We start from the raw sequence: 23,482 nt of genomic DNA, 5'->3' as shown, positions 1-23,482 counted from the left end.
CGGTCGATGTGGTCCACCGCCCGTCGTGGGCGGTCAGGACCGGACTGCACCCAGCAGTTCGGCGGCCCGGGTCCAGGATCCCCGACGGAGCCGCTCACTGCGCCGGGCGGCGGCCGCGCAGGCACGAGCCGTCCTCAAGTCAGCCCGGCTTGGCCGGCCTGCCAGCAGCGTTGGTGATCACCGCCGAGGCGGACGCGCTCCGGGACGAGGCGGAGGCGTACGCCGCGAAGCTGCGCACGGCCGGCGTACCGGTCACCTGCGTGCGCTACCAGGGCACGATCCACGCCTTCGTCGTCCTCGACGCCCTGTGTGCAACCGGTGCCGCCCGCGCCGCGCTCGCCCAGATCGTCGCGGCCCTGCGCGAGGCACTCCACCCATCACAGGAGACTGCGTGAACACCCCACTCTCCGGGCCTGCGATCACGGTGGGCAACATCGCCCTGTCCTTCCACCGCGCCGCAGCCGCCGTCACCCGCCGCGTGCTGGAGGCCCACGGCCACCGGGTCGAGAGCATCGAGGCCCCGCATGAGCAGCTCTTCCGGCTCCAGGCAGACGGCCAGGTCGACGTCCTGGTCTCCGCCTGGCTGCCCTCCAGCCACGACACCTACCTTGCGGCCTACCGCGACCAGGCACACCTGCTCGCCCCGCACTACCACCCCTACTGCGTGTGGGCAGTGCCGCCGTACATCCCGGCCGACGCCGTGCGCGAGGTCGCCGACCTCGCCCGGCCCGACGTGGCCGTCCGCATGACGCGCGCCATCGACGGCATCAACCCGGGCGCCGACATCAGCCGCTTCTCCGCCCGGATGGTCGTCGCCTACGGCCTCGACCGCGCCGGATACACCTTCACCCCCGGCACCGAGGCCGACTTCATCGCCCACGTCGAACAGCGGATCGCCGACGAGGAGTGGTTCGTCATCCCGATCTGGCGCCCCCAGTACCTCAACCGCCGCCACGGCCTGCGCCCGCTGACCGAACCCAAGGGCCTGCTCGGCGCCGTCGACACCGCCGCCCCCGTCATCCGCCGTACGAGCCTCGACCGCATCCACCCCGGGGCACTGGCCCGCCTCGACGCCCTCCACCTGGGCAACGACGGCGTCGAGGAACTCGACGCCTGGATCAACGCCCACGGCCTCACCCCCTTGCAGGCCGCCGACCGCTACCTCGCGGCCCGCCCGTAACCGCCCTCACCGACCCACCTCGGCTTTTCGGAGAACCGCGATCTTGAACGGGGTGGTGTGGGCCTCGTCCGAGTGAGTTCGGCCTGATCGGCGGACTGCCGGGACGAACGTGAAGAACCATCAGCGGTGCTGATCAACCGCCTCGGTGCGAGGAGTTGCCGCTGATGGTTCCGGGGATAACGCTACCGGCGTCGTTGCTGCTTGTCCTTCGAGTCACTCGCCCGTGTTTCACGAAACGTTCGTTCGAGACATTCTGTCACCTGGTGGCCGGGTCGGTCGCGCAGACCGGACGGCGGACGGTCACCGGGATGCTCAGCGGCGCGGGCCTGGCCCGCGTCTGGCCGCACCGACGGGCGCACGCCTTCTTCTCCGAGGCGTCCTGGGATGCGGACCGGCTCGGTCTGCGGCTGGCCCGGGCGGTGGTCGAGGCACTGCTTCCGGCCGGCGCCCCGGTGCTGGTCGCCGTCGACGACACCCTGCTCCAGCGGGTCGGCAAGAAGGTCTTCGGGGCGTTGTGGGCACACGACGGATCCGGCCGGGGCAAGGACAAGCTCGGGTTCGGCAACACCTGGGTGATCGTGGCGATCGTGGTGCGACTGCCGTTCCTCGCCAGGCCGGTCGCACTGCCGGTGACCGCCCGGCTGTGGCGGGGCAGGGCCACCGCCTCCCGAACCGACCTGGCCCTGGAGATGGTCCACGACCTGGCCGCCGTGCTGTCCGACCGCATGGTGCACGTGGTCGGAGACGGCGCCTACCACTCGGAGAAGGTCGCCGGCCTGCCCGCAGGCGTCACCTTCACCACCCGGCTACCGCGCAACGCCGCACTGTCTGCGCCCACTCCTCCCAGGACGGGCAAGCGCGGCCGGCCACGCAAGAAAGGCGCCGCGCTCGGCTCGCTGACCGCCATCGCGCAGGCCGCGACCTGGACGCTGACGGTGGTGGAACGCTACGGCCGCACGGAGTTCGTGTGGATCACCACCACCGAGTGCCTGTGGTACGGCGCCTTCAAGGACCTCCCGGTCCGCCTCGTCCTGGTCCGCGACCTCGACTCGGCCAAGCCGTACGACCTCGCCCTGATCAGCACCGACCTGCACAGCCCCGCCGACGACCTCGTGGAACGCTACGGCGCGCGCTGGTCCATCGAGCTGGCCTTCCACCACATGCGTGAGGACCTCGGTGTCGGCCAGGCCCGCAACCGCACCCGGCGCGCGGTCGAGCGGACCGTCCCGTTCGGTCTGGCCGTCCACACCATCACCGTGCTCTGGTACACCCTGCACGGCCATCACCCCGCCGACGTCGACGACCGCCGGGCCCGGCAGCCCTGGTACACCACCAAGACCACTCCGGCCTTCCCCGACATGGTCGCCAAGCTCCGTCGGACGCTCATCGCCGCCCGCCATATCCGCAACCCTGCAGCTCAACCCGACTCCGAGGAAAACGCAGCGGTCGTCCGCGCCTGGGAAGCAGCCGCGGCGTAGAGCCACCCACACCAAGATCACGACCTGCTACAAAGTCGAGTAGTGTCGACGGTCAGCCAAATTGTTTGACCGTCGACACGCGTAGCGCCGTATGGCTGCGGCCAGCAGGTTCAGGCACGTTGGTTCAGTGCCCGGGTCAACTCGCGGTTGGCCGCGCGGGCCGCTTCAAGTTCCGCGTCTCTCTCCTCCAGCCGTGCGGTCAGCTCGGCGTTCAGAAGCTGTGTCAGATCCGGTGATCTATGGCACTCCGTGCCTGCCCGGCCCGGCTGTAGTGAGAAGCGGGATGAGTCAGTGGCCGCACGGCCGAAAGCGCACAGATCCAGCCCCCGGTGCGCGATCCGTCTGAGGGAGATGGTCCTGATATGGGATCAACACCGATGGACAGGTGGCTTATGAGGTCTCACGACTTCCCTAACCATCCGGCCTCAGGACATTCTTGACGCGGTGGTGCAGGTGTGTGATCGGTGCCGTGTCGCTCTGGCTGCCGTTGGCCGAACGGTGGGCGGCATGACCAGGCTCGTGCAACAGTGCTGCACACCAACATCAACCCAGCGTTGAGGGGTCATGGCGAATCAGACACCACGCATCGACCGAATCGCGAACACCGCAAAGAAACGCCGCGACAGAGGCGACCTCGTCTTCACCATCAGCATCCCACTCGGCGACGCCAGACGCGGCACGATGGAGACCGGATACATCGTTGAACACCACGTCTCAGCCGTCATTCAAACCCTCGAACAAGCAGGCTGGACACTCGTCCACATCACCTCCCACGCCTACGCAGAGCACGCGACAGGTACGATCGCCGCTCTCCTCGTCTTCCGCGCAACCAGCTAACCCTGTGACAGCACCCGCCCCGCCAGATTCGACAGCAGACGACGAGCGGCGGCGCTGGTTCGCCAGCGAGAAGGCAGGCGAACGATGTACGACTGGACCCAACCCCCGATCAGCGCAGGGTGGTGGGGGCCAGGCGGATCGTCCGTGGCTGCTGGGGCCGGAGGCGTATGGGCTTGGGCTTGCTGGCCGGTTTCTCCGGTTCGGCGGGGTGGGGCTCGGTGCGTGGTGGCCGGGGTGGTCGGGTGAGGCGGCGGACCATGAGGGTGATGAAGGTCCAGGTGATGTGGGCTTCGCTGTGGGAGACGAGGCGTTCGTAGTCGCGCACGTTCCTCCTAGCTCTCATGATCCATGAGATGGCGCGCTCGACCCGCCACCGCTTGGCGAGGACGGCGAAGCCGTCCTGGTCCTTGCGTCGGGGCACGGTCTTGAGGGTGATCCCGAGGAAGGTGTGGGACCAGTCCACGAGGGTCCCGCCGTAGGCGGAGTCCGCCCAGGCGACGGCGAGTTCGGGATGTGTCAGCCGCAGCCGGAACAGCTGGTCGCGGGCGGGGATGCTGTCGTGCGGCGATGCCTTGGTGACCATGACGGCCAGAGCCATGCCCCGCATGTCGACGGCCAGGTGCCGCTTCCTGCCATTGATCAACTTCCCGCCGTCGAAGCCGCGGCTGTCCGCTCCCACGGTCTCGGCGCCCTTGACGGACTGGGAATCCAGGATCACCGCCACGGTGCGGGGATTGAGGCCGTCATGGATGCGGGCCAGCGTTCCGTTCGCCCGCCATCGCTGGAAGAACCCGTAGATTGTCCGCCACGGGATCCCGAAATCGACGGGAACGGACCTCCACTTGCACCCGTTGTCGCAATGCCGTTGCTTGAGAGGTGCACGTAGTCCCTCCCCCAGGCACGGTGACCGCCGGGGTGCTGGTTCGTTGACACGGACATGCATCCATGGATCGGGTTATCCGATGAAATCCGGCTCGGGTTGCTCACCGAGTGGATCGTTCCTGAGCTGGTGGACGAGGTGCTGACCGCGTGTGGTCGGCTGGATGCCAAGCAAGTCATCCTTCACCAGGGCCCGGAAGCAGCTTGGAGCCGCACCCTTGGAGGGAGTGTTCCGCCGAGTGGCCGGGGCGATCGCTCCGCCCACTCTCGAGGCCGCGTTCTGGCGCGGGATGAGAGTTGACGCGGTCGACGGGTTCTTGCTGGACGTACCGGAGAACGACACGACACGTACCGCCTTTGGTGGGCAGGTGGACAGTGCCGGTCGGCCCCTCGGGTTCCCACAGGCCAGAGTGGTCACGCTGACCGAGACCGGTACGCACGCGACGATCGACGCGCGAATAGGCAGCTTCAAGGGCGGTGGTGGCGAACCCGCACTGGCGACAGAGATGGCCGGCAGTGCCGCCGGAATGCTGGTGATCATGGACCGGGCCTTCCCCGGTGTCGCACTGTGGAAGGCATATACGCAGGCCGGAGCGCACATACTGATCAGAGCCCGCACTTTCGTCGCCGCGAGGCCCATGGAGGTCTTGCCTGACGGGACCTATCTGACCCGGATGAATCTCGCCGGGCAGCGGCGCTCCCATCCAGGCGGGGCGACAGTCAGGGTCATCGACTACCAGGTCGATGACGGCGAGACAACCAGGCTGCTGACCGACCTGCTCGATCCATAGTCCTGGCCCGCCGAGGAGCTGGCGGCCCTGTATCACGAGCGTTGGGGTGCGACACGAAGTCGCACGAGTTTGAGTGAATTAGCTGAAGGAGGACGGCCGTTGCTGTCGACAGCGTAGTTCCGGGCCAGTGCTCAAGGCCCGTCCCCACTTCGGCATGCGTCGCCGGTAACGGCGGGGTGTGAAGCCCGGAGGAGAAGCCCAAGGGCTCCCGTTCCATCCGGGGGTTACAGGCAAGGGGAAGACCGGACGGGTGAACGCAAGTGAACCCCTGATGATGCTTCGTAATCGTGACCCCCGCCGATGGGTTGTTCCAGCGGGGTGCAGGACTGGCCGTTGAGAAGCGGCAGGCGCCGGCTGAATCCCCAACGTCAGCCGGGAGAGCATCGCCGTCCCGGAGTTTAGGGGGCACCCACCCCGGTCGTGTCTCACTCGTGCGGAACGTGGAAACCCCGTTGGGGTCCGGTGCCGAAAGGCGCCGGTCAGCCGACCGTAAGGAAGGTCCAACTCCCCAGCGGGAACAGGATGGCCCAAGAAGTGAACGCCGGTGGCCGAAAGGCAACGGGAACCCGCGGCAGATGATCAGCACCTCCGCTGGTCGCCCCGGACAACCGGCCGGATACGGGCACTGCCCGGACCCGAAAGGGTGCTGACGTGGGCCAGGTGGGCCTGTGAGGAATCGATGACCAACAGCACCGGAACCGAAGGACAAGTTGGACACCATGACGATACGAACAGTCGAGGCGCGAACCGCTTCGGATGCCGACGGCGTGGTGAACGGACCGGAGGGCGACTCCACCGATTGGCAGTCGATCGACTGGCAGCGCGCGGAGGAGGAAGTACGGCGGCTGAGGCAGCGGATCTTCACGGCGTCACAGGCAGGGGACCTCAAAAGGGTCCGTAATCTCCAGAAACTGATGCTCCGTTCCCGCTCCAACACGCTGGTGAGCGTGCGGCGGGTGACGGAGGTCAACGCTGGCCGCAAGACGGCAGGTGTCGATGGGCGGGTTGTCCTGCTGCCCCAGGGGAAGGCCGAGCTGGCCGACTGGATGCAGCACCGGGCGGCCCTCTGGAAGCCCTTGCCCGTCAGGCGGGTGTTCATCGACAAGGCCGATGGCCGCCAGCGCGGCCTAGGAATTCCCGTGATCATCGACCGGTGTCTTCAAGCCGTGTCGCTGAATGCGTTGGAGCCTGAGTGGGAGGCGCGGTTCGAGCCGAGATCCTATGGATTTCGGCCCGGCCGAGGCTGCCACGACGCGATCGGAGCGATCTTTCTGGCCGCCAAGGGCAAGGACCCGAAGCGGCAGTGGATTCTTGACGCGGACCTGGCAGCGGCGTTCGACCGAATCGACCATGACCGCCTACTGGCCGCCATCGGACAGTTCCCCGCCAGGGGACTGGTCGAGCAGTGGCTCAAGGCGGGAGTGATCGACCGCGGCTGCTTCGCCCCGACCGGGGAGGGGGTCCCGCAAGGCGGGGTCATCTCCCCCGCGCTGATGAACGTGGCCTTGCACGGAATGGAAGAGGCCGCCGGAGTCCGCTACCGACCCAACGGCCCGCGTGCCGGTGAACTGGCAGTGGGCTCACCGACCTTGATCAGGTACGCCGACGACCTGGTGGTGCTCTGTCACAGCCGTGATGAAGCCGAGCAGGTCAAGGAACGGCTCGCCGCGTGGCTGGCGCCCAGGGGGCTGGCCTTCAACGAGGACAAAACGCGCATCGCGCACCTCGACGAAGGCTGTGACTTCCTGGGGTTCACCGTCCGCCGCTTCAACGGCAAGCTGCTGATCAAGCCGAGCAAGACGGCCGTGCGACGAATCCGGGCACGGCTCACCGCCGAAGTGCTGGCCCTTCGGGGACAGAACGCGGCAGCGGTGATCGCCAAGCTCAACCCGATCATCCGGGGTTGGGCTGCCTACTATCGGGGCGTGGTCTCCAGCAAGGTGTTCACCTCGCTGGACAACCACGTGTGGAAGCTGGTCTACAGGTGGGCCAGGCACACGCACCCGAACAAGCCGAGGGGCTGGGTGACAGCCCGGTACTTCGGCCGGTTCAACACCTCCAGGCAGGACCGGTGGGTATTCGGTGACCGGGAGACCGGCCGCTATCTCGCCAAGTTTGCCTGGACAAAGATCGTCAGGCATCAGTTGGTCATCAAGGGGGCGTCCGTGGACGACCCGGCGCTGACCGAGTACTGGGCCTCGCGGCGACGCAGGAACAAACCCCCGCTGAGCCCGTCCTGGTTGCACCTGCTTCAGGGGCAGCACGGTCGGTGTCCTCTATGCGGAAGCCTTCTCCTGCACGCCGACCAGGAGCCGCAAAGCCCCCAGGAATGGGAGCAGTGGCTACGGGCGACCCGGACGGCAGTGCGCGGCAACGCGATCACCCTCACCCCGGACGCAGGCCAGCCGGACGATCGTGTCGCCTTCCGACTGATTCACGTCCACTGCCACCGCTGGCGCGGTAGCCGTGGACCGGCAATTCTGGCTGCCCGTGGGCCTTCAGGGCCTGCTTGAGCCGGATGCGGTTAACGCCGCCCGTCCGGTTCTGAGGGGGGTGCGGCGCAGCAATGCGCCGCACCTACCCGACAGGTCGAATCCGCCTACCGGCAGCTGAAGACCTTTCAGCGGGGAAAGACCGAGGTACTGCGGTCGGCGTCGCCGGAACTGGTACGACAGGAGATCTGGGCCCACCTGACTCTCCATCACTGCCTGAACCGGCTCATCATGCGGCTGGCCGACGGCGAGGGCCTGGACCCCGACCGGATCTCATTCGTCACGGTCCTCAAGCACACACGACGCAGCGTCGTCCTCCAGGCAGGCCAATCAACCCGCCGTCTGCGTCAGTTCATGAAGCGGATGGCCACGAAAGTCGTGCGCAAGCTCGACAACGGTCTCCGGCGACTACGCGCAGCGGACCGCTACACCCGCCATCCGGTCTCGCAGTACATCGTGCGTAAGAAAGACCAGGTCAGGCGAGGCACACGACGGGTCCCGGAAAAGGTCATCACCCTTACGCCCGCGATACTTCAGTAGCTCAAACAACGGCATTGCCCGTTGTCGACGACGTACCGCACAGCGTCCAGCATCACGCGGTGGCGTAGCCCTCGGGCCGGCCGCCCCGCCCCTGAAGCCACGCCGGGACCGGCAGCGCCGCCCGGACGACCTGCCATTCCGCCTCCGTCATGTCCGAGACGTAGCACGGGACGCGGTCCGGGCGCTCTGCGGCGTTCCCGAACCGGTGCGCGAGGCAATCGCACAGCGACACGCGGGAGTTGGACGCGGCGGACACACTCACGCAAGACTGCAACAACAGGGCCTCCGGAAGCTCGGGTCGACTCGCAATCGCCGAGCTACCAGGAGGTCCTAATCCCTTGTTAAGGCGTTCCAAGAGAGCGGTAGCTCCAGGAGCGTTCGAGTGTCGGGACCGCGACACCTCGTGGCTGCCAGGCGGGCAACGCCTCGCTTTAGACAGCGTGCGCGGTCCTGGTGCTCATGGTGGTGGTCGCGTGGGCGCCGTATGAATGCCCCAAGAGGCCCTGACGTGCGACGTCTCAAGGCAGAGCGGCGACATGCGGTGCAGCGGGGCCGCCACCACCGTCGACGGGCGCTGGTGCTCGTCGGCACTGGACGGACGCCTGTGCAGATCTGGGAAGCGGCGACGTCCAGGGCCGTCGAGCGTCAACACCACCCTTTGATCACTCGTTGGCCTTGGTAGTGCGAGCCTGCCGCACGGTGACCTCTTGATACGCCCGAGTCGTCCGAGCTCCCGCGCAGACCGAGGCCCGTGGGGTGCGCTGGTGCCACGAACGGCTAGTCCCGTACTTCGCGGGTCGTTGATTCGTATGGTGTGACCGGTCCGGGAGTGCGCGACACGCGCCTGATGAGCCGGGCAGGCCGCGGGGGACTCTGGTGGTACGGACCCACGCCGGTGGCCAGCGCCCACAGAATCGCCGAGCAGGGGGAGGTCGCTATGAAGAGCCGGATGCCGGGCACACCGGTTGCTGAGGGATACCGGCCGGCAGGCTGGCGCGGTCGGCGTCCACGAAGCCGCGGTCGCCGATGACGCTGCACAGCTTTTGTTCCCAGACGGCGGTGTTGAGCTCGATGGCACTCAAGTTGCCCTGAGGATCCTTGTAGAGAAGCTCCTTACCGCCGCCGGCGACTGCGAGGAAAGTGTACGGGTTACTGGAACCTTGGCCGGCTATGCCAGAGGGAAGGCTGAAGTCGTAGTAGTCGGTGTAGGAGCGGTCGCCGACCTTGTAGACGTGGACGGTCCCATTGGATCCGATCATGAAGTGGCCGTCGCTGTCGATGAATCCGGCGGCGAACGGGCCTGCTTGTCCTGTCGGGTTGCCTGCGGAGACATCGAGGATTCCGCCTGCACCGGTGAGGCTGGGCAGTGGGCCGAGTTCCTTCGCGAGGGGGTCTCGGCGCCAGAGTTCGACCTGCGAGCCCGCGCGGAGCAGGGAAAAGTACTGCCCGCTGGGGTCGAACTGGATGCTTATGACATCGTCGTCGGTCTTGAGCGAGGTGATGACGTGGCCGGTTGTAAGATCGACGACGCGCAGGAGGGGATCGCCGGTGTCAATGATCACGACCTGGTTCGCGGCGCTGTAGGGGGCCACGGTCACTTGGGGTTCGCCGTTTGTGTCGCTCCGGGGATGGAATGCTGTGGCGTTGAATTGCGCGAGCATGCGGCCGGTGTGAGCATCCCACTCCTGCACGTCGGTTCCGAAGACTGTGACGAGATGGGCGTCCGCATCGAAGAAGTCAGAAAAGTTCGTCTCTGATGTCCATGAAATAGGCTTCGGGATGGTGATCAGGGCAGTCTGGCGAAGTGAGGGGATCTGCCTGACCGAAACGACGTCGGCCCCTTCGCGGTCAGCGAGAAGCTTTCCGTCGCGGCTGGAAGCGAGGGTGTCACTTGACGCGGGTTTCCAGTAGGGTTTCTGTCGCTCCGCCTGACTCACGAGGCTGCCTAGCGCCACGGAGAGCAGTTGCACTTTGGAGCCGTCCTGGGAAACGTCGATGACGTACTTCCCGTGTGAAGTCAGTGCTTCATTGTCGGCCGGGGCTGGTCCTAGACTGGCTGCTGTCGGCAGTTTTGTGTAGGTGATGTCTGTGGTGCCTTGCGCGGCGAGATAGAGGTTTCCGTCGCGACCTGAGATCAACTGGTCGGAGAAGGAGTCGCCCGTATCGGCTGGCGTTCCGATCAACCCGGTTTCTCTGCTCTGATGCATATCGATCAGGTGGACCCCGCCGCTGCCCTTTTCGTTGACGGCGATCCAGCGCCCAGTAGCGTCGATGGCGACTGCCTGGCAGGCCGACTCGCCGTGGTATGGCTGGCCGACGGTGCTGCCGTCGTCAATCCGTCGCAGACTGAGCGTGTCCGGACTGTTGTTCTGGTAAAGGCATACGGCGACGATCGAACGGTTGCCGGAGATGAGGAAGTCCTGGTTTTCTGCAGCGGGGACCACGGTTCGTATCTGACCCGTGACAATCGTGACGGCGGAGAGGCCCGCCGCGAAATTGGAAGTATCTGTCTTCACGAGCAGGGAGCGGTTGTCGCTGCTGAACCAGATACTATTGGTGGTGTTCGGAGGCGCGGGCAGCCTGGCTAGCGTTCCTGTTTTGAGGTTCCATAGCGCAAGAGTGCCGCCTCCGGTAACAGCGGCCATGAGATTTCCATCAGAGGAAATCGCTGCCGCGTCCGCCGGGTGATTGTAGTAGAAATTGGCCTGCGCCACGCGGGGGAGCTTGTGTATCGGGCCGGCGGGCTGGGAGGAATCAGCATTGACGTCGAACCATCCTGCGTTTCCCTCATCGTCAACAAAGCCCGCTCTGTGGCCGTCCGGCGAAACCACCGCATAAACCACGTATCGGGCGGAGATCGGCTCGCTCACGACTGTGCCGCTGGCAGCGTGGACGAAGAGCACCGAGCGCCCGAGCGGGGTGCCGGCGAACACTACGTTTCCGTCGCGGCTGGTGGCGAACGTCGCAACGCTGCCGGGCAGTCCGGAGATCACGCGGGATGCGGCTGAGTACGCCAGGTACTCCCGGAGAACCTGGTTGCGTGCCTCTCGGGTGGGTGAAGTCTTGTACGCGGCCACAGCGAGCATTGCAGCGAGTGCCGGGTCCGAGGCGGACTCGTCCTGGGAGACCTGCGCAAGCGTCCGGGAGTTTGCCTCCGCGGAGTGCTCCATGTCCTGTCCCCGTGTGTACAGGAATAAGAAGCCGAGTACCAACGCCAGCGTCGTTATCATCGCTGTACCAGACAGAACCGTCCGCCGTCGGCGGCGCCGGGAGCGGTGGTGGGCGCGGCCCAGATCGAGGAATTCGCGCTCTTCCTTGCTCAGTGAGGGTTGCCAATTCTTGTCGTCGACAAGGTCGATCACGCTGTCCGGAGGCAGCAGATCGGGGCTTTGTGCTCCGTTCTTCCAGCGAGTGAGGTCGCTCCGGAGCGTTGGGAGCCAGGCGAGGAACTCGCGGTTGTTCGCGACCAGGCGATCGAGTTCGTCCCAGGCGGTGACCAGAGCGTCGTGGGCAAGCCTCACAGTTTCGTCGGTTGAACCGTCTGCGCTGTCGAGGATGAGGAGGTTCTCTGCCGCGAGCCCGCGGGCGATGCGCCAGGGGGCTTCTCCTAGTTCGCCGCGGGTCGCGGTGCGGCAGGTTGGCGGTTCAGCGCCGTCAGGGATCCACACCAGCCGGGTCAGCAGGTGCTCGGCCGCAGGCTTGTCGTCATCGTCGATCGCTTTCCAAGCGCCGCTAGCGGCGCTCTTCAGCGCGCCCTTCACGCCGCCGAGGTGATCGTAGGCGGCGTGGGTGAGCCGTCCGCCGTGCTGGAGCTTCCACAGTTCGGCGAGTGTGTAGGCGAGCAGGGGCAGGATGCCTTTCTCCGCACGGGCGTCGTCGAGGATACGCTGGGAGAGGCCGGCCTCGTAGTCGATGCCGGGGATTTCCTCCAGCGGCAAGGCGATGATTTCCCGTACTTGCTCAGCGCGCATCGGCGCGAGGGTGCGCACCTGGATGAGTGCTGTCTCGTCCAACTGCATGGTCGTTTCGGCCACCGGGGCCAAGGATGGGCGTTCGAGCACAGAGCCCAGGAAGTCGGCGCGCAGCACGGCGAGCACGCTTACCCGCTCGGGAAGCTGGTTGGGCGAGAGGACTTGGGCGAAGGCTTCGATGTCGTCTTCATCGAGTTTGAGGAGCTCTTCGAACTGGTCGACTACGACCAGAAGTCGCTGGCGGTCTTGTTGCTCCAGCACCAGGGGCGCCAGATCGCGAAGCCCTTGCTCGGCGAGATTGGCAACAAGGCTGTTGTAGCGAGCGGGCCGGTCGCTGACCGGCAGATCGGGCTCAAGCAGGGGCACCAGGGCGGCCGCGAGAGCGCGCAGTGGGCTCAGCGGGCGTTCGGGCTTGATGACGATGACACAGTCACCGGCCGCACGTCGCTTCGGGATGATTCCGGCCATGACTAGGGAGGACTTTCCACAGCCCGATGGGCCGAGCAGGGTGGTCCATGGAGCCTGGGCCACGTCTCCTGCGAGGTGGGAAGCCTCCGCCTCCCGCCCGTAGAAGACTGCTTTGTCGCTCTCCTTGAACGGCGACAGGCCGCGAAACGGCGAGAGCGGCTTCGCGAGGTCGCGCAGGCGCGGCCAGGCCTCAAGAATTCGGGCCGTGGGGACCATGTAGCTGACTGGGAGGCCGCTTCCTTCGGCTTCGGCCATCAAGCCGACCACGCCGCCAAGTTCCTGGTCCCATACCGGGCTGCCACTGAATCCCGCAGAGACGGGGTGCCCAAAGCCGACCATGTCGGCCTGGACTAGGCCGCCTGCCTGACTTCCCCGGAGGACTGCGGCGTGCCAGACGCCGTCGGCATGGTCGTCCGGCAGCCCGAAGACCCGTGCAGAGTCCTCCCACAGGTGCTGCGGCCCGGCCTCAACCATCCAGGCTGGCTTGGCCAGCGGAAGCATCTCGTCCAGGTGGAGCAAGACCAGGTCGAGCTCCCCGCGCCCTTGAGGCGGGAGCTCGATCCTGGCAGTGACGTACGGACCCGGAATCCCCGAATCACGTCGGAGTGGGAGGTCAAGGGTGACCCGCGCCCCGTCGGACAGGGGTGTGCCCGCGCGTCCAAGCGCACTGCCGACCACGTGCGCACAGGTCAGCGCTAGATCGTCGGCTATCAAGACGCCTAGACCTGCCGGATCGAGTGCCGACTCGTCAGAGCTCTCGGTGCACACGATACGCACGATGGAGGCATTCAGCGCATCCGGATCTGCAATGCCTATGGCGGGAGTAGTCGCCTCCGTCACGAGGCACTCCCCGTGGGGCCGGGCTGGGGCGCGGGAACGCTCTCAGCCGTGGGATGCCAGTTCAGAGTGATCTTGAAGTTGGCCTGTGCCGCCGTGGTTGCCACGACAAGGTTCGCATCCGCCGAGAGCGAGAGTCCGAACTCGAGGCCGATCTCGTTGGGAGCCTCGGCCATACCCGCAAATCCGTCGAGGAATCCCTCGGCCAGGGGGCGGATCCCGGCGAGCATCTCGCCCAGAGTGTGCGTCGCGCGAGCCACGACTTGTCCGGGACGTGAGACCTTGACGGGCCCCACTGGTGCGTGTTCGATCTCCACTTGCACGATTTGCGTGGGACCGCTTGCCGTGTTGATCGGCATTTCGACCAGGTGTTTCATGTCCTCTCCCCGTTCCCTCGCCTCATAGCCCGGACCAGGATGAGCACTCGGCCAGTGAAGCCGCCAGCACCACCGCGCCGCGCGCACCGGCGGTGGCCAGTAGCCGAATCTGGGTGCGCGACGGCCTGTCCTCCCCGCGCGTGGAGTCACGTTTGCTCAACCGATCCCCCGTCCTGTCGAGGCGTCCGCTCTCCAGGTGTCGCAGCCCTGTTTGGCCTGCCATTTGACGACACGTCATATAACTGGTCGCAGCTGAGTATGGCATGGGCATGTACACCTAGATCTGACCCCGCCACAGGATCAACACCCCATGCGCTCACTACTCGCACACCTGCTGGCGGCCGTTTGCCTGACAGGGAGCCACTCCGTGTATACCGAAGGCGGGGCGCGCTCGCATGACACCGCTGTCGGCGGCGTGCGGGAGTCCGGTCCGCAGGCGGTCGTGCGAGGGTGGTCGGCGCGTTCCTCGTTGTCGTCCTCAGCCTCGCCCCCTCATCCCGAGGCTTCTATGACCAGACCGCCGCTGCCCCCTTCACTTCGTCGCCGTACACGGCGTGGGCAACAGCGTTCCCCTAGCCCCGGACTTCGAGGGTCACCGTTTCAGGTCTGTGGCCAGCGGGTCTGTCCGATGTCGGTGTCGAGCAGGTCGAGGAGGTGGAGTTGGACGCCGCGGGTTATCTGGACGGTGGGCGGATCAGTCACGTTGCCGATCCGCAGCGTCAGCTCGCCGAGGTGGTAGAGGATCATCCGGCCGGTGGGCCGGGCCCGGCGGTTGTCCGGGTAGAGGCCGATCATCGTCTGCTCGGGGCCCAGTGCACGCCTCACCTGGCGCTCGATCAGGCAGAACACCAGCAGGGCCAGGCAGATCACCTGGATCAGGGCGGCGACGCGGTGATTGTGCTGCACGAAGACCGGGGCGACCGCGAGAGGCCCCTTGAAATCGTGGTAGCGGCGCTCGACGGCGCCCTGCCCCTTGTACTGGATCAGGACGTCCTGCGGGGCGGCCTGCCCGGCGGTCAGTGGTGTGATCAGCGCGTACCAGCCGTCGGCCCGGGCCTCGGCGTCGAGGACCCCCTGGTCGAAGTGCCAGCAGAGCGAGGGGGTGCCGGCCTCGTCCTCGGTGATGTCCCAGCGCAAGCAGGAGGCGACGCGGCGCTTCGCTGCGATCACCCCGGCACGGGCGGCGACCTTCTCGCGGGTCTTGTAGTGCCGACCGCCCGCCGCGCGGGCGAGTTTGTCCATATCCTCCCCGGCCCGGGCGAGGCGCTTGGCCCGGGCGGCCTGCTGACCGGCGGCGTTGCCGGTGGAGTGGACCAGGATCCGCCGCACCGTCAGGACCGGGTCGTTCTTGCGAGGCCCGGCAAGGGTGTGGACGTCCTCCAGCACCCGGTATACCTCCCGCTGGTCCGGTTCTTTGCCGGCGTCCCGCTCGGGCACCCAGTCCACGACCGCCGCCCGGTCCAGGTCCAAGGCGGCGTAGACCTCGTCCTTGACCTGAGCGGCGGGGACCGGGGCGATGAAAGGCACCCCGGCCTCAAGCAGGGCGGCGATGTTCAAGTAGGACACCAGCTTGGAGTCGGCGACCATCAGGAAGTCCGGCCGGCCGGCCATCTTCCGCAGGTCCTTCATCGCCCCGACGACCTGGGAGACCTCGGCCGCACCGCCGCCGAAGACACGGGCGTGGACGGGGATGCCGCCGTCGGCGGACACCGCCAGCCCGGCCTGGACCTGCTTCAGGTCGAAACGCCGGTCTCTGGGATGCCCGTGGCCGATGACCGGGTACTGCGCGTCCTGGTCCTCCTCCGGGTAAGCGCCGTAGACGGACATACTCGTCATGTCCCAATGAAACCGGGACACGTCGATACCGAACTCGGCGATCGCCCGCGCCCCGACCGTGCCCGCGAGCTGCTCCAGCTTCGGCGCGACCGCATCCAGCGCCCGGGCCAGACGATCGTCGTTGAGCAGGTTCGGCTCGATGCCGAAGACCTCTTCCACCGCCCAGCACCTGGCCCAGTCCCCAACCCGCAGCAGCGGTGCGGGCGAGGACAGCCGGTTGGCCACCAGCGCCTCGATGACCTGCCCATGGGTCAGATGGGCGCTCGCCCCGCCCGGGCACAGCTCATCGACGATCCCAGCCACATCCAGCCGGCGCAGAAACTCGGCAGCGACAGGCAGAGCGCCCAGACGCTTCTCCACCACGGACGTCACCACCACTTCAAGGCGCTGACGCTCAGACCGTGGCCGCGGGGACCGGGAAGTCATCGACACACCCGATCCAACGCCACACCACCGGCCCGGGACACTCCCGGACCGGTCACACCATACGAATCAACGACCCGCGAAGTACGGGGCTAGTGAGGTGGAGGCACAGCCGCAAGGCGGTTGATGCCTGGGATTAGGTCGCTCGCGTGGCCCGCATGCGCTCGTGACCAGCGCAAACACCTGCACGTCAGGGAGGGACAATCTTGATCTACTGTGGAATCGACTGGGCAGAGCGCACTCACGACGTCGCCCTGGTCGACGACGCTGGAGCGTTGGTGGCCAAGCGACACATCAGCGACGACGCGGCCGGCTACAAACTGCTGCTGGAGCTGCTCGCAGAGTACGGCGACACCGAGGACAACCCGATACCGGTGGCGATCGAGACCTCCCGCGGCCTGCTGGTTGCCGTGCTGCGGACCGGAAAACGGAAAGTGTTCGCGATCAACCCGCTGGCCGCGGCCCGCTACCGCGACCGCCACTCGGTCTCGCGCAAGAAGTCCGACCCCGGCGACGCACTCGTGCTCGCGAACATCCTGCGCACCGACATGCACGCCCATCGGCCGCTGCCGCAGGACAGCGACCTCGGACGCTCGATCACTGTCCTGGCACGTGCCCAGCAAGATTCTCTGTGGAACAGGCAGCAGCTCGCCAACCAGCTCCGCTCCCTTCTGCGCGAGTACTATCCCGCTGCCCTGGAAGCCTTCGCCACCTGGGCCAACGCTCTGTGCCGCCCCGAAGCCCGCGAACTCCTCAAGGCCGCACCGACTCCCTCTCGGGCCGCGCGCCTGACCCGCACTCAGCTCCAGGCCGCACTTCGACGAGCAGGCCGCAAGCGCGGCATCGAGGCCGAAGCCGACCGCGTCCACGACGTCTTCCGCGCCGAGTGGGCCCACCAGCCGCCGCTGGTCGAAGAGACACTCGGCAAGCAGATGCTCGCCCTCCTTCTCCAGCTGGATGCCGCTTGCACCGCCGCCGACCAGCTTGCCGAGGCGATGGAAGAGGCGTTCCCTCAGCACCCGGACGCCGAGATCCTGCTGAGCTTCCCCGGGCTCGGCATCCAGCTCGCCGCCCGGATTCTGGCTGAGATCGGGGACGACCCCACCCGCTTCGCCGACGCCCGCGGCCTGAAGGCATACGCCGGTTCCTCGCCCATCACCAGGGCCTCCGGCAAGAAGTCCAGCATCACCAGACGTTGGGTGAAAAACGACCGGCTCAACCACGCCGGCTACCTCTGGGCCTTTTCCTCGCTCCGCACATCCACCGGAGCCAACGCCCACTACCGGCGACGACGCGAGCACGGAGACTGGCACGCCGCTGCCCAGCGCAACCTCTTCAACCGCATGATCGGACAGCTCTACCACTGCCTGCAACACCGCGAACTCTTCGACGAGCAAGCTGCGTTTCCAGCACCGTCGCAGGCAGAGGCGGCGGCAGCCTGAACAGCGAAGACACCCTGCCCACGCTGGCGATGGAAGCTGATCATTCACCCATGAGACCCGAAGTGCAGGCGTTCGTCGCCGACGGCCCGCTCCCCGACTGGGACGCGAGCGAAGAAGAGATCGACAGGCGCGTCGAACAACTCGAAGCAATTCCGAAGCCAGTCACGGGCGAGGAAGCCCGAGCGCTGGTCTCCTGCTTCGGCCCGGACGACTGCTACGGCGTCGCCGGGACCCTGCTGCACCTCATCGAGACCGGCCCAAACCCCGTCCTGACCACCGACCCCGGACCCCACGCCAACGAGTGACACCGCCGGCTCTACAACCACGCCGTGAATGGAGAGCTGATCCCGAGAGCTTGACGGCATAGCAACGTGAGGTGTCTGCCTTCACACTGAACTGGTCCCACTGGCGCAGACACCACCAAGCCATCGCCCGGCGCTGCCACTACCGAAGAAGAACCAGCTCAGGACACGATTTCTGACTGGAGTATTAGTCGCGCTTGGGCCAGATCGGGCCCTGGTCGGTCCAGATGACGCCTTTGTTGCGGCACAGGCAGAAGGGGTGGCCGATCGGGTCGGTGTAGACCTGCCAGCCATAGCCGTTAGGGCCGATGAAGTCCTGCCTTAGCGTCGCGCCGAGGTCGAGGACGCGGCGCTGCTCGGACTCGATCTCGTCCACTTCGAAGTCGAGGTGGAACTGCTTGGGGTGCTCGCTGTCGGGCCACTGCGGAGCGCGGTAGTCGTCCACCCGGATGAATGCCAGCTCGATCTCGCCGAACTGGATGCCAGCCCAGTCCGCGGAGCTGCCTTCCTTGATCGGACGGCCCGTCACCTCGGAGTAGAAAGCTGCCAGCTTCATCGTGTCCGGGCAGTCGATAATGAAATCGGTAAGTCGCAGCATCCCGCGATCTTCTCAGAGACTCTGTACTGGGGAGTGCTGTACCGCAGAGAAGTACAGCAACCGTGCCGACCGCAGGCAGTCGTCCCAAAGCGCTGACGGCCGAGTGACCAGGCCGGATGACCTCAGCGACTGCCCCGCCCGTAGTTCGCACCGAGAAGGCAGGCCGGCGGAGTCTTGGCACAGTCGTCGAGGTTCCACCGAGCCGGCCGGTATGTGATCGCCAAATGAGGCTAAATCGCGACCTACTAGGACCCGGTCGGATCCGCTCACACTCGAACACATGGGGGCGACACGGGAGGGTGGCCAGCCCGTATGTCTTCGCTGCGGAGATGCGGGCGGCTCCGTACGTGAGCGCGGGCGGATCGGGCTCATGGCGAGCTACTGCGAGGGCTGTTGGAACACCCTCGCCAACGAGATGGCCGAGACCGACGGAGCCACGGCCACCCCCAGACCCGAGCCCGACCCCGATGACGTGACTTGGATCGAGCCGCCAGTTTGCCCCGAATGCGGCGCCTTGATTCGCATATACCCCACGAACTACGACCGGTGGGTCAGTCTCGCCATGGTGGAAATGCCCGCCAAAGACGTCCCAGAGGCCTTCAGGTGGCGTTTGATGCCGCTCCCGACCCGATCCCCCATCCCCGTCGATATCGTGGCCGTACGGGTCCGTGGAATCGATCCGTTGCCGAGCGAACCCGTCGTGCCAGCGCACAGCATGATGTGCGTCCCTGAGTGGGGTGAGCCGTAGACCGCATGGCGGCGGACGGAGAGTCCGGACCGTGTCCCCCGCGTGCCCGATCGAGCGGCGAGCTGCGGGGAGTAGCGGGGAACACCGGAGAGCCGACCAGGAAACGGCAGGTCAGCGAAGCGCCAGCTCAGGCCGCATCCGCATACGCGATCTTCCAACCTAGGGCGCTGACGTGCCGGCCGCGTAACAGGCCATTGAGACTCCGCCGTCCGCGCGCCAAGTTGCACTCGCCAGGGTTGACTCGGCGGGCACTTCAAGATCAGTGTGGTGGGTCGATTCCTGGTGATGGGGGCAACGTGTCGTTACGGCGGTTGCGGAGATGGGCCCTGGCCGTGGCCGTCGTGATCGGCTGGGGGGCGGCGGGATGCTCCCCGGGGACGCGCGCCAGCAGCAAGGCGGTCATCGGGGTCGATGCGCCGATAGCCCTGGCTGATCAGGCCGTTCACTTGAAGATCAGTGGCCTGGAGCCACACGACGAAATCACTGTCGGCTCGTCGGCGACCACACACGACGGCAAGGTGTGGCATGGACAGGCAACATTCACCGCGGACGGCCATGGCCTCGTCGACCTCTCCACGACGCGGCCGGTGTCGGGGACGTACCACACGGTCGACGGTATGGGCCTGTTCTGGTCGATGAGGCCCCCGACCAGCGATCCGAACAGTGATTACTTCTACCCCTACTACCCTGAGCTCTCCCCCTCATACACCGTGCAGATCACCGTGACAGCGCATGGACGGCGATTGACGAGCCGCACGCTCACCCGGCAATGGGCGGCCAAAGGAGTCAGCGCCCGATCGCTCACCCTGGCCCATGACAAGGTCGTCGGAGAGATGTTCCTGCCCCGCCCCGGCACTCCCCGGCACCCGGCCGTGCTGGCCTTCGGTGGATCCGAAGGCGGCATCGGCAGCATGAAGTACGCGGCGGCTCTGCTGGCATCTCACGGCTACCCGACGCTGGCTCTCGGCTACTTCGCGATACCCGGCCTGCCCGCCAGACTGCAAAACATCCCGTTGGAGTACTTCGCCACCGCCGCCCGACTGCTGGCTGCCCAGCCTGACACCGACCCCGCACACATCATTTCCATGGGCTACTCCCGAGGTAGCGAACCCGCCCTGCTTCTTGCCGAGGACTATCCCGATCTGATCCACGGCGTTGTCGTGTACTCCCCGTCTTCCAACGTCAACCCGGGAATCCCAGGCAGCGGCAACGCCTGGACCAAGGACGGGAACCCCATTCCCCTGGGCGGTATCTCACTGGATCACCTCAGCGGACCACTGCTGGCGATCGCCGGCGCAGACGACGCCCTATGGCCATCACCGACCTATGTCAAAGCGATCACCGACGAGCTGCATGCGATCCACGACCGATATCCGTACCAGACGCTCGTCTACCCTGGCGCCGGACACGGCGTCGGCACCTTCCCCTTCCTCCCGGAGGGCACAGTCGACCCGTCCCTGGGCGGTAATCGCGTCGGCAACGCTGCCGCGATGGAACAAGGCTGGCCCAAGGTCCTTGCCCTCCTCGCGACATCCAGGGGTGAGTGCCACGGTGCGCGGACCAAAGCGGGTAGCCCTGTCAAGGCCACGTGCGGCGGTTGACATCAGCAGCTGACACCAACAAGCACGAACAGCAGCGGTCGAAACCGGACCTCAGCGGCCGATCAGCTGAGCCGGGCGAGCCGTTGGTCGCCGTTGGCAGAAGCCCGTCATCGACCTGATAAGGATGAGGCCACAGCTTCAAGCCGGTAGCCATTGCGGGTGCTGGCCGCACTTCAAGGACGGTGCGCACCGACTTGAGACTCTTTCGGCTACTTGGCGATGCCCGCAATGAACGTGTGGATGTTGACGGCGAGGTTGCGCATGTCCTCGCCTGCCGCATGTGTCGTAGCGGTCTCGAACGTAACACGCTCTCCGCGTGACTGATTCACCATGGGCAGCGCTCACTTCGGTCGAGCGCGATCTGATGCTGTGCGCCAGCGAGGCGTGGGGCATCCTCGCCTACGCGACGAGCGGCAAGGACGAAGACGGCCACACTGTCGATCTTCCGCACATTGTCATCAGCCTCGTCGACCGCGGCTGGGTACACGTCCATCGACTCGAACATTGGACCGCACCAGACGGACAGGCCGGCGCGACATACGGCCCGCCCATTCCCCGCGCGGAGATCCCCGAGGTCCTGCAGGACCCGGCGGTGTGGGACGACCCTGACGATCCGGGTTGGATCGGAGCCGTCACGCTGTCGGCCACGGAGACGTGGCGAGCGCTCAACCAGCAGCAGAACCACGCCGCAGGATAGAGGCGCCGCGCCGCAGGCTGATGAGCAGGACGCTCCCGCACCGACGGAACCTGTCCCTGCCGCTACGGGGAACCAATAAGGCAGCGGGATGCCGCGACGGAGCGCACCACAAGCGCACCAGATCGAGCAGGGAACAGCGGGAAACCACGGTGAAAAGCAGCCAGGGTTCGCCTAGGGCCTGTCCGGCGGATCACGTGACTTCTCGCGCTTCGGCGCGTTGGCATGTCCATGGGGCGAGGGGATCTCACGAACGAGGAATGGGTCCGGCTCAAGCCGCATCTGCCCAAGTCCGGGCTGCGCGGTGGGCGTTGGGCCAGTCACCGCAGGATCATCAACGGGATCCTGTACCGGAACCGGACTGGGGTGCCGTGGCGGGATCTGCCTGCGCGGTTCGGCAAGTGGAAGACCGTGTACGAGAGGCACAGACGCTGGTCGGCGGACGGCACGTGGGACAAGATCTATGCGGCCGTCCTGGCTGACGCGGATGCCCAGGGCCGCATCGACTGGTCCATGGTGAGCGTGGACTCCACCACCTGCCGGGCCCACCAGCACGCCGCCGGAGCATGCAAGAAACCACCGCGGGTGCCGGGAAAAGACGCACGCCCCGGCAGCACCGCCTCGACGAGGGACTCGGACGCTCCCGGGGCGGCCTCACCTGCAAGATTCACCTCGCCGGAGAAGGCGGACGCCGTCCCCTGGCCCTGCTGATCACCCCAGGCCAGTGGGGCGACGCCCCTCAACTCATCCCCGTGATGGAACGCATCCGCGTCGGCCGGCTCAGCGGCGGACGCCCCCGCACCCGACCTGACCACCTCGGCGGCGACAAGGCCTATTCCTCCCGGCGTAACCGCCAATACCTGCGCAGACGGCAGATCAAGCACACCATCCCCGAGCCGAAGAACCAGCGGGCCAACCGCCAACGCCGCGGCAGCAAGGGCGGACGGCCCACCGGCTTCGACAAAACGATCTACAAGCGTAGAAACGAAGTCGAGCGCACGATCAACGCCCTCAAGAACTTCCGGGCCGTTGCCACGAGGTTCGACAAGCGTGTCTACGTCTTCCAGGGCACCGTGACCGTCGCAGCGATCCGGCTCTGGCTCCGGGGGTAGATCCATTATCCCGGTGCGGTGAGGCGCCTGTCACCGTTCTCCGGAATGATCTTTACATCCGATTTGCACCTCTAGGCTTGCGGGCGGACACAAAGCACGGATCTGACCTGGGAGTTGAGAGTGGTGCACGACGTTGCCGCGCTGACAGCGGAACTCACGGATATGGCTGCGGCCGATCACCAGTTGGCAGTCCGCGCGAACAGCGACGAGCCCGCCGAGCAGCTGGCCTGGCGGCGGCTGACCGCCCGGCACGGTGACCGGCTCAACGAGATCATGGACGAGTACGGCTGGCCGACGGCGGAACTGGTCGGCGAGGAGGCCGCACGCGCGGCATGGCTCATCGCTCAGCACGCCGACCGGCAGCTCGACGTTCAGCGTCGCGCCCTCCAGCTGATGCAGCAGGCGGTGTCCGCAGGCTCGGCCAGCCCGCGCGAGCTGGCCTTCCTGCGCGACCGCACGCTGGTCAATGAGGGCCGCAAGCAGGTCTACGGAACTCAGATCGCCGGCGTGAAGGACGGCGCGCCGGTTCCGTGGCCCTGTGAAGAGCCCGAGCGCATGGACGAACTTCGTGCGGAAGTCGGCATCGAGCCCTTCGACGAGTACGTCGCCCAGTTCTCCATGGCCTGACGCCCCCTTCCCGGTCGCGTCCGGTGGATCACTGCCCGGGCTCACCTGCCGCGGGCAATGATCCGCCGGACAGGCCCTAGTACTCCAGTCAGAAATCGTGTCCTGAGCTGGTTCTTCTCGTTGTCCGGTCGTGGAGGGGATTGCTGAAGTCGATGGCTGGGCTGAGGAGTTGGAGTCCGTCTTCGCTCGGGTGGCGGGCCGGTTCGGTCGTGCGGATCTGCGGTGGCGGATGCGGGACTACGTCCGCGG

The 23,482-nt window shown here is 66.5% G+C and carries 19 protein-coding genes; 14 read left to right on the top strand and 5 right to left on the bottom strand.

The features are described from left to right. Positions 1-8: 8 nt before the first annotated feature. The 4 genes from ACH47Z_RS44035 to ACH47Z_RS44020 all read left to right on the top strand — a co-directional run bounded on the left by ACH47Z_RS44035 (position 9) and on the right by ACH47Z_RS44020 (position 3,495). Positions 9-395 (top strand): alpha/beta hydrolase fold domain-containing protein, encoded by a 387-nt coding sequence (locus ACH47Z_RS44035; protein WP_399085269.1) that lies wholly within the window; start codon positions 9-11, stop codon positions 393-395. Further along, complete coding sequence (locus ACH47Z_RS44030; protein ID WP_399085252.1) at positions 392-1,180, top strand: glycine betaine ABC transporter substrate-binding protein; 789 nt, start codon at positions 392-394, stop codon at positions 1,178-1,180. Before ACH47Z_RS44035 ends, ACH47Z_RS44030 begins: the two co-directional genes overlap by 4 nt. Positions 1,181-1,344: 164 nt before the next feature. Beyond that, on the top strand, positions 1,345-2,658 hold the full coding sequence (locus ACH47Z_RS44025) for a transposase (RefSeq protein WP_399085249.1): 1,314 nt from the start codon (positions 1,345-1,347) through the stop codon (positions 2,656-2,658). 564 nt (positions 2,659-3,222) lie between these two features. Beyond that, positions 3,223-3,495 carry a hypothetical protein gene (locus ACH47Z_RS44020; protein WP_399085246.1) on the top strand — a complete coding sequence of 91 codons (273 nt, stop codon included), beginning with the start codon at positions 3,223-3,225 and terminating at the stop codon, positions 3,493-3,495. 109 nt (positions 3,496-3,604) lie between these two features. Here ACH47Z_RS44020 and ACH47Z_RS44015 read toward each other — a convergent pair whose 3' ends face one another. Continuing rightward, positions 3,605-4,438: an IS5 family transposase gene (locus tag ACH47Z_RS44015; RefSeq protein WP_399085243.1), complete on the bottom strand. Its 834-nt coding sequence runs from the start codon at positions 4,436-4,438 to the stop codon at positions 3,605-3,607. Between the two features lie 175 nt (positions 4,439-4,613). Between ACH47Z_RS44015 and ACH47Z_RS44010 the strand changes: the two genes are divergently transcribed. From ACH47Z_RS44010 to ACH47Z_RS44000, 3 genes are all read left to right on the top strand, one after another. Then, positions 4,614-5,165 carry a hypothetical protein gene (locus tag ACH47Z_RS44010; RefSeq protein ID WP_399085240.1) on the top strand — a complete coding sequence of 184 codons (552 nt, stop codon included), beginning with the start codon at positions 4,614-4,616 and terminating at the stop codon, positions 5,163-5,165. A 719-nt stretch (positions 5,166-5,884) separates the two neighbouring features. Then, positions 5,885-7,678 carry a group II intron reverse transcriptase/maturase gene (gene ltrA, locus ACH47Z_RS44005; RefSeq protein WP_399085237.1) on the top strand — a complete coding sequence of 598 codons (1,794 nt, stop codon included), beginning with the start codon at positions 5,885-5,887 and terminating at the stop codon, positions 7,676-7,678. A 210-nt stretch (positions 7,679-7,888) separates the two neighbouring features. Next, positions 7,889-8,197, top strand: a complete 309-nt coding sequence (locus ACH47Z_RS44000) for a hypothetical protein (protein ID WP_399085234.1) — start codon at positions 7,889-7,891, stop codon at positions 8,195-8,197. Positions 8,198-9,132: 935 nt separating this feature from the next. Here the strand turns inward: ACH47Z_RS44000 and ACH47Z_RS43995 are convergent. The 3 genes from ACH47Z_RS43995 to ACH47Z_RS43985 form a co-directional block, all read right to left on the bottom strand. Beyond that, positions 9,133-13,476: a trypsin-like peptidase domain-containing protein gene (locus tag ACH47Z_RS43995; RefSeq protein WP_399085231.1), complete on the bottom strand. Its 4,344-nt coding sequence runs from the start codon at positions 13,474-13,476 to the stop codon at positions 9,133-9,135. Beyond that, positions 13,473-13,850 carry a CU044_2847 family protein gene (locus tag ACH47Z_RS43990; protein WP_399085228.1) on the bottom strand — a complete coding sequence of 126 codons (378 nt, stop codon included), beginning with the start codon at positions 13,848-13,850 and terminating at the stop codon, positions 13,473-13,475. The genes ACH47Z_RS43995 and ACH47Z_RS43990 overlap by 4 nt, the downstream gene beginning before the upstream one ends. A 600-nt stretch (positions 13,851-14,450) precedes the next feature. Beyond that, positions 14,451-16,049 (bottom strand): IS1634 family transposase, encoded by a 1,599-nt coding sequence (locus ACH47Z_RS43985; protein WP_399085225.1) that lies wholly within the window; start codon positions 16,047-16,049, stop codon positions 14,451-14,453. 266 nt (positions 16,050-16,315) lie between these two features. Here ACH47Z_RS43985 and ACH47Z_RS43980 point away from each other — a divergent pair, with 266 nt between their 5' ends. Both ACH47Z_RS43980 and ACH47Z_RS43975 read left to right on the top strand, forming a co-directional pair. Beyond that, on the top strand, positions 16,316-17,551 hold the full coding sequence (locus ACH47Z_RS43980; protein WP_399085222.1) for an IS110 family transposase: 1,236 nt from the start codon (positions 16,316-16,318) through the stop codon (positions 17,549-17,551). 50 nt (positions 17,552-17,601) lie between these two features. Further along, on the top strand, positions 17,602-17,856 hold the full coding sequence (locus ACH47Z_RS43975) for a hypothetical protein (RefSeq protein ID WP_399085219.1): 255 nt from the start codon (positions 17,602-17,604) through the stop codon (positions 17,854-17,856). 184 nt (positions 17,857-18,040) lie between these two features. Here ACH47Z_RS43975 and ACH47Z_RS43970 read toward each other — a convergent pair whose 3' ends face one another. After that, positions 18,041-18,451 carry a VOC family protein gene (locus tag ACH47Z_RS43970; protein WP_399085216.1) on the bottom strand — a complete coding sequence of 137 codons (411 nt, stop codon included), beginning with the start codon at positions 18,449-18,451 and terminating at the stop codon, positions 18,041-18,043. A 280-nt stretch (positions 18,452-18,731) separates the two neighbouring features. Here ACH47Z_RS43970 and ACH47Z_RS43965 point away from each other — a divergent pair, with 280 nt between their 5' ends. The 5 genes from ACH47Z_RS43965 (at position 18,732) to ACH47Z_RS43945 (ending at position 23,233) form a co-directional block, all read left to right on the top strand. After that, entirely contained in the window at positions 18,732-19,199 is a 468-nt protein-coding gene (locus ACH47Z_RS43965; RefSeq protein ID WP_399085213.1) for a DUF6083 domain-containing protein, read from the top strand. 332 nt (positions 19,200-19,531) lie between these two features. Then, the gene (locus ACH47Z_RS43960) at positions 19,532-20,800 is read left to right on the top strand and encodes an acyl-CoA thioesterase/BAAT N-terminal domain-containing protein (protein WP_399085211.1); all 1,269 of its coding nucleotides are present in this window, start codon (positions 19,532-19,534) and stop codon (positions 20,798-20,800) included. 316 nt (positions 20,801-21,116) lie between these two features. Further along, the gene (locus tag ACH47Z_RS43955; protein ID WP_399085208.1) at positions 21,117-21,497 is read left to right on the top strand and encodes a hypothetical protein; all 381 of its coding nucleotides are present in this window, start codon (positions 21,117-21,119) and stop codon (positions 21,495-21,497) included. 228 nt (positions 21,498-21,725) lie between these two features. After that, positions 21,726-22,606 (top strand): IS5 family transposase gene (locus ACH47Z_RS43950; protein WP_399085266.1). Its coding sequence is split into 2 segments (ribosomal slippage): positions 21,726-22,086 and positions 22,086-22,606, totalling 882 coding nucleotides; the frame shifts between segments, so codons are not numbered across the junction. A gap of 120 nt (positions 22,607-22,726) precedes the next feature. Beyond that, a complete protein-coding gene (locus ACH47Z_RS43945) occupies positions 22,727-23,233 on the top strand; it encodes a DUF6624 domain-containing protein (RefSeq protein WP_351554946.1) in 507 nt (168 codons plus the stop codon). Positions 23,234-23,482: the final 249 nt, after the last annotated feature.

Source organism: Streptomyces sp. NPDC020192, assembly GCF_044388685.1.
In the GTDB taxonomy this organism is placed as follows: Bacteria; Actinomycetota; Actinomycetes; order Streptomycetales; family Streptomycetaceae; genus Streptomyces.
The sequence above is the reverse complement of the archived record's forward strand: the minus strand, read 5'-3'. Positions and strand labels throughout refer to the sequence as shown.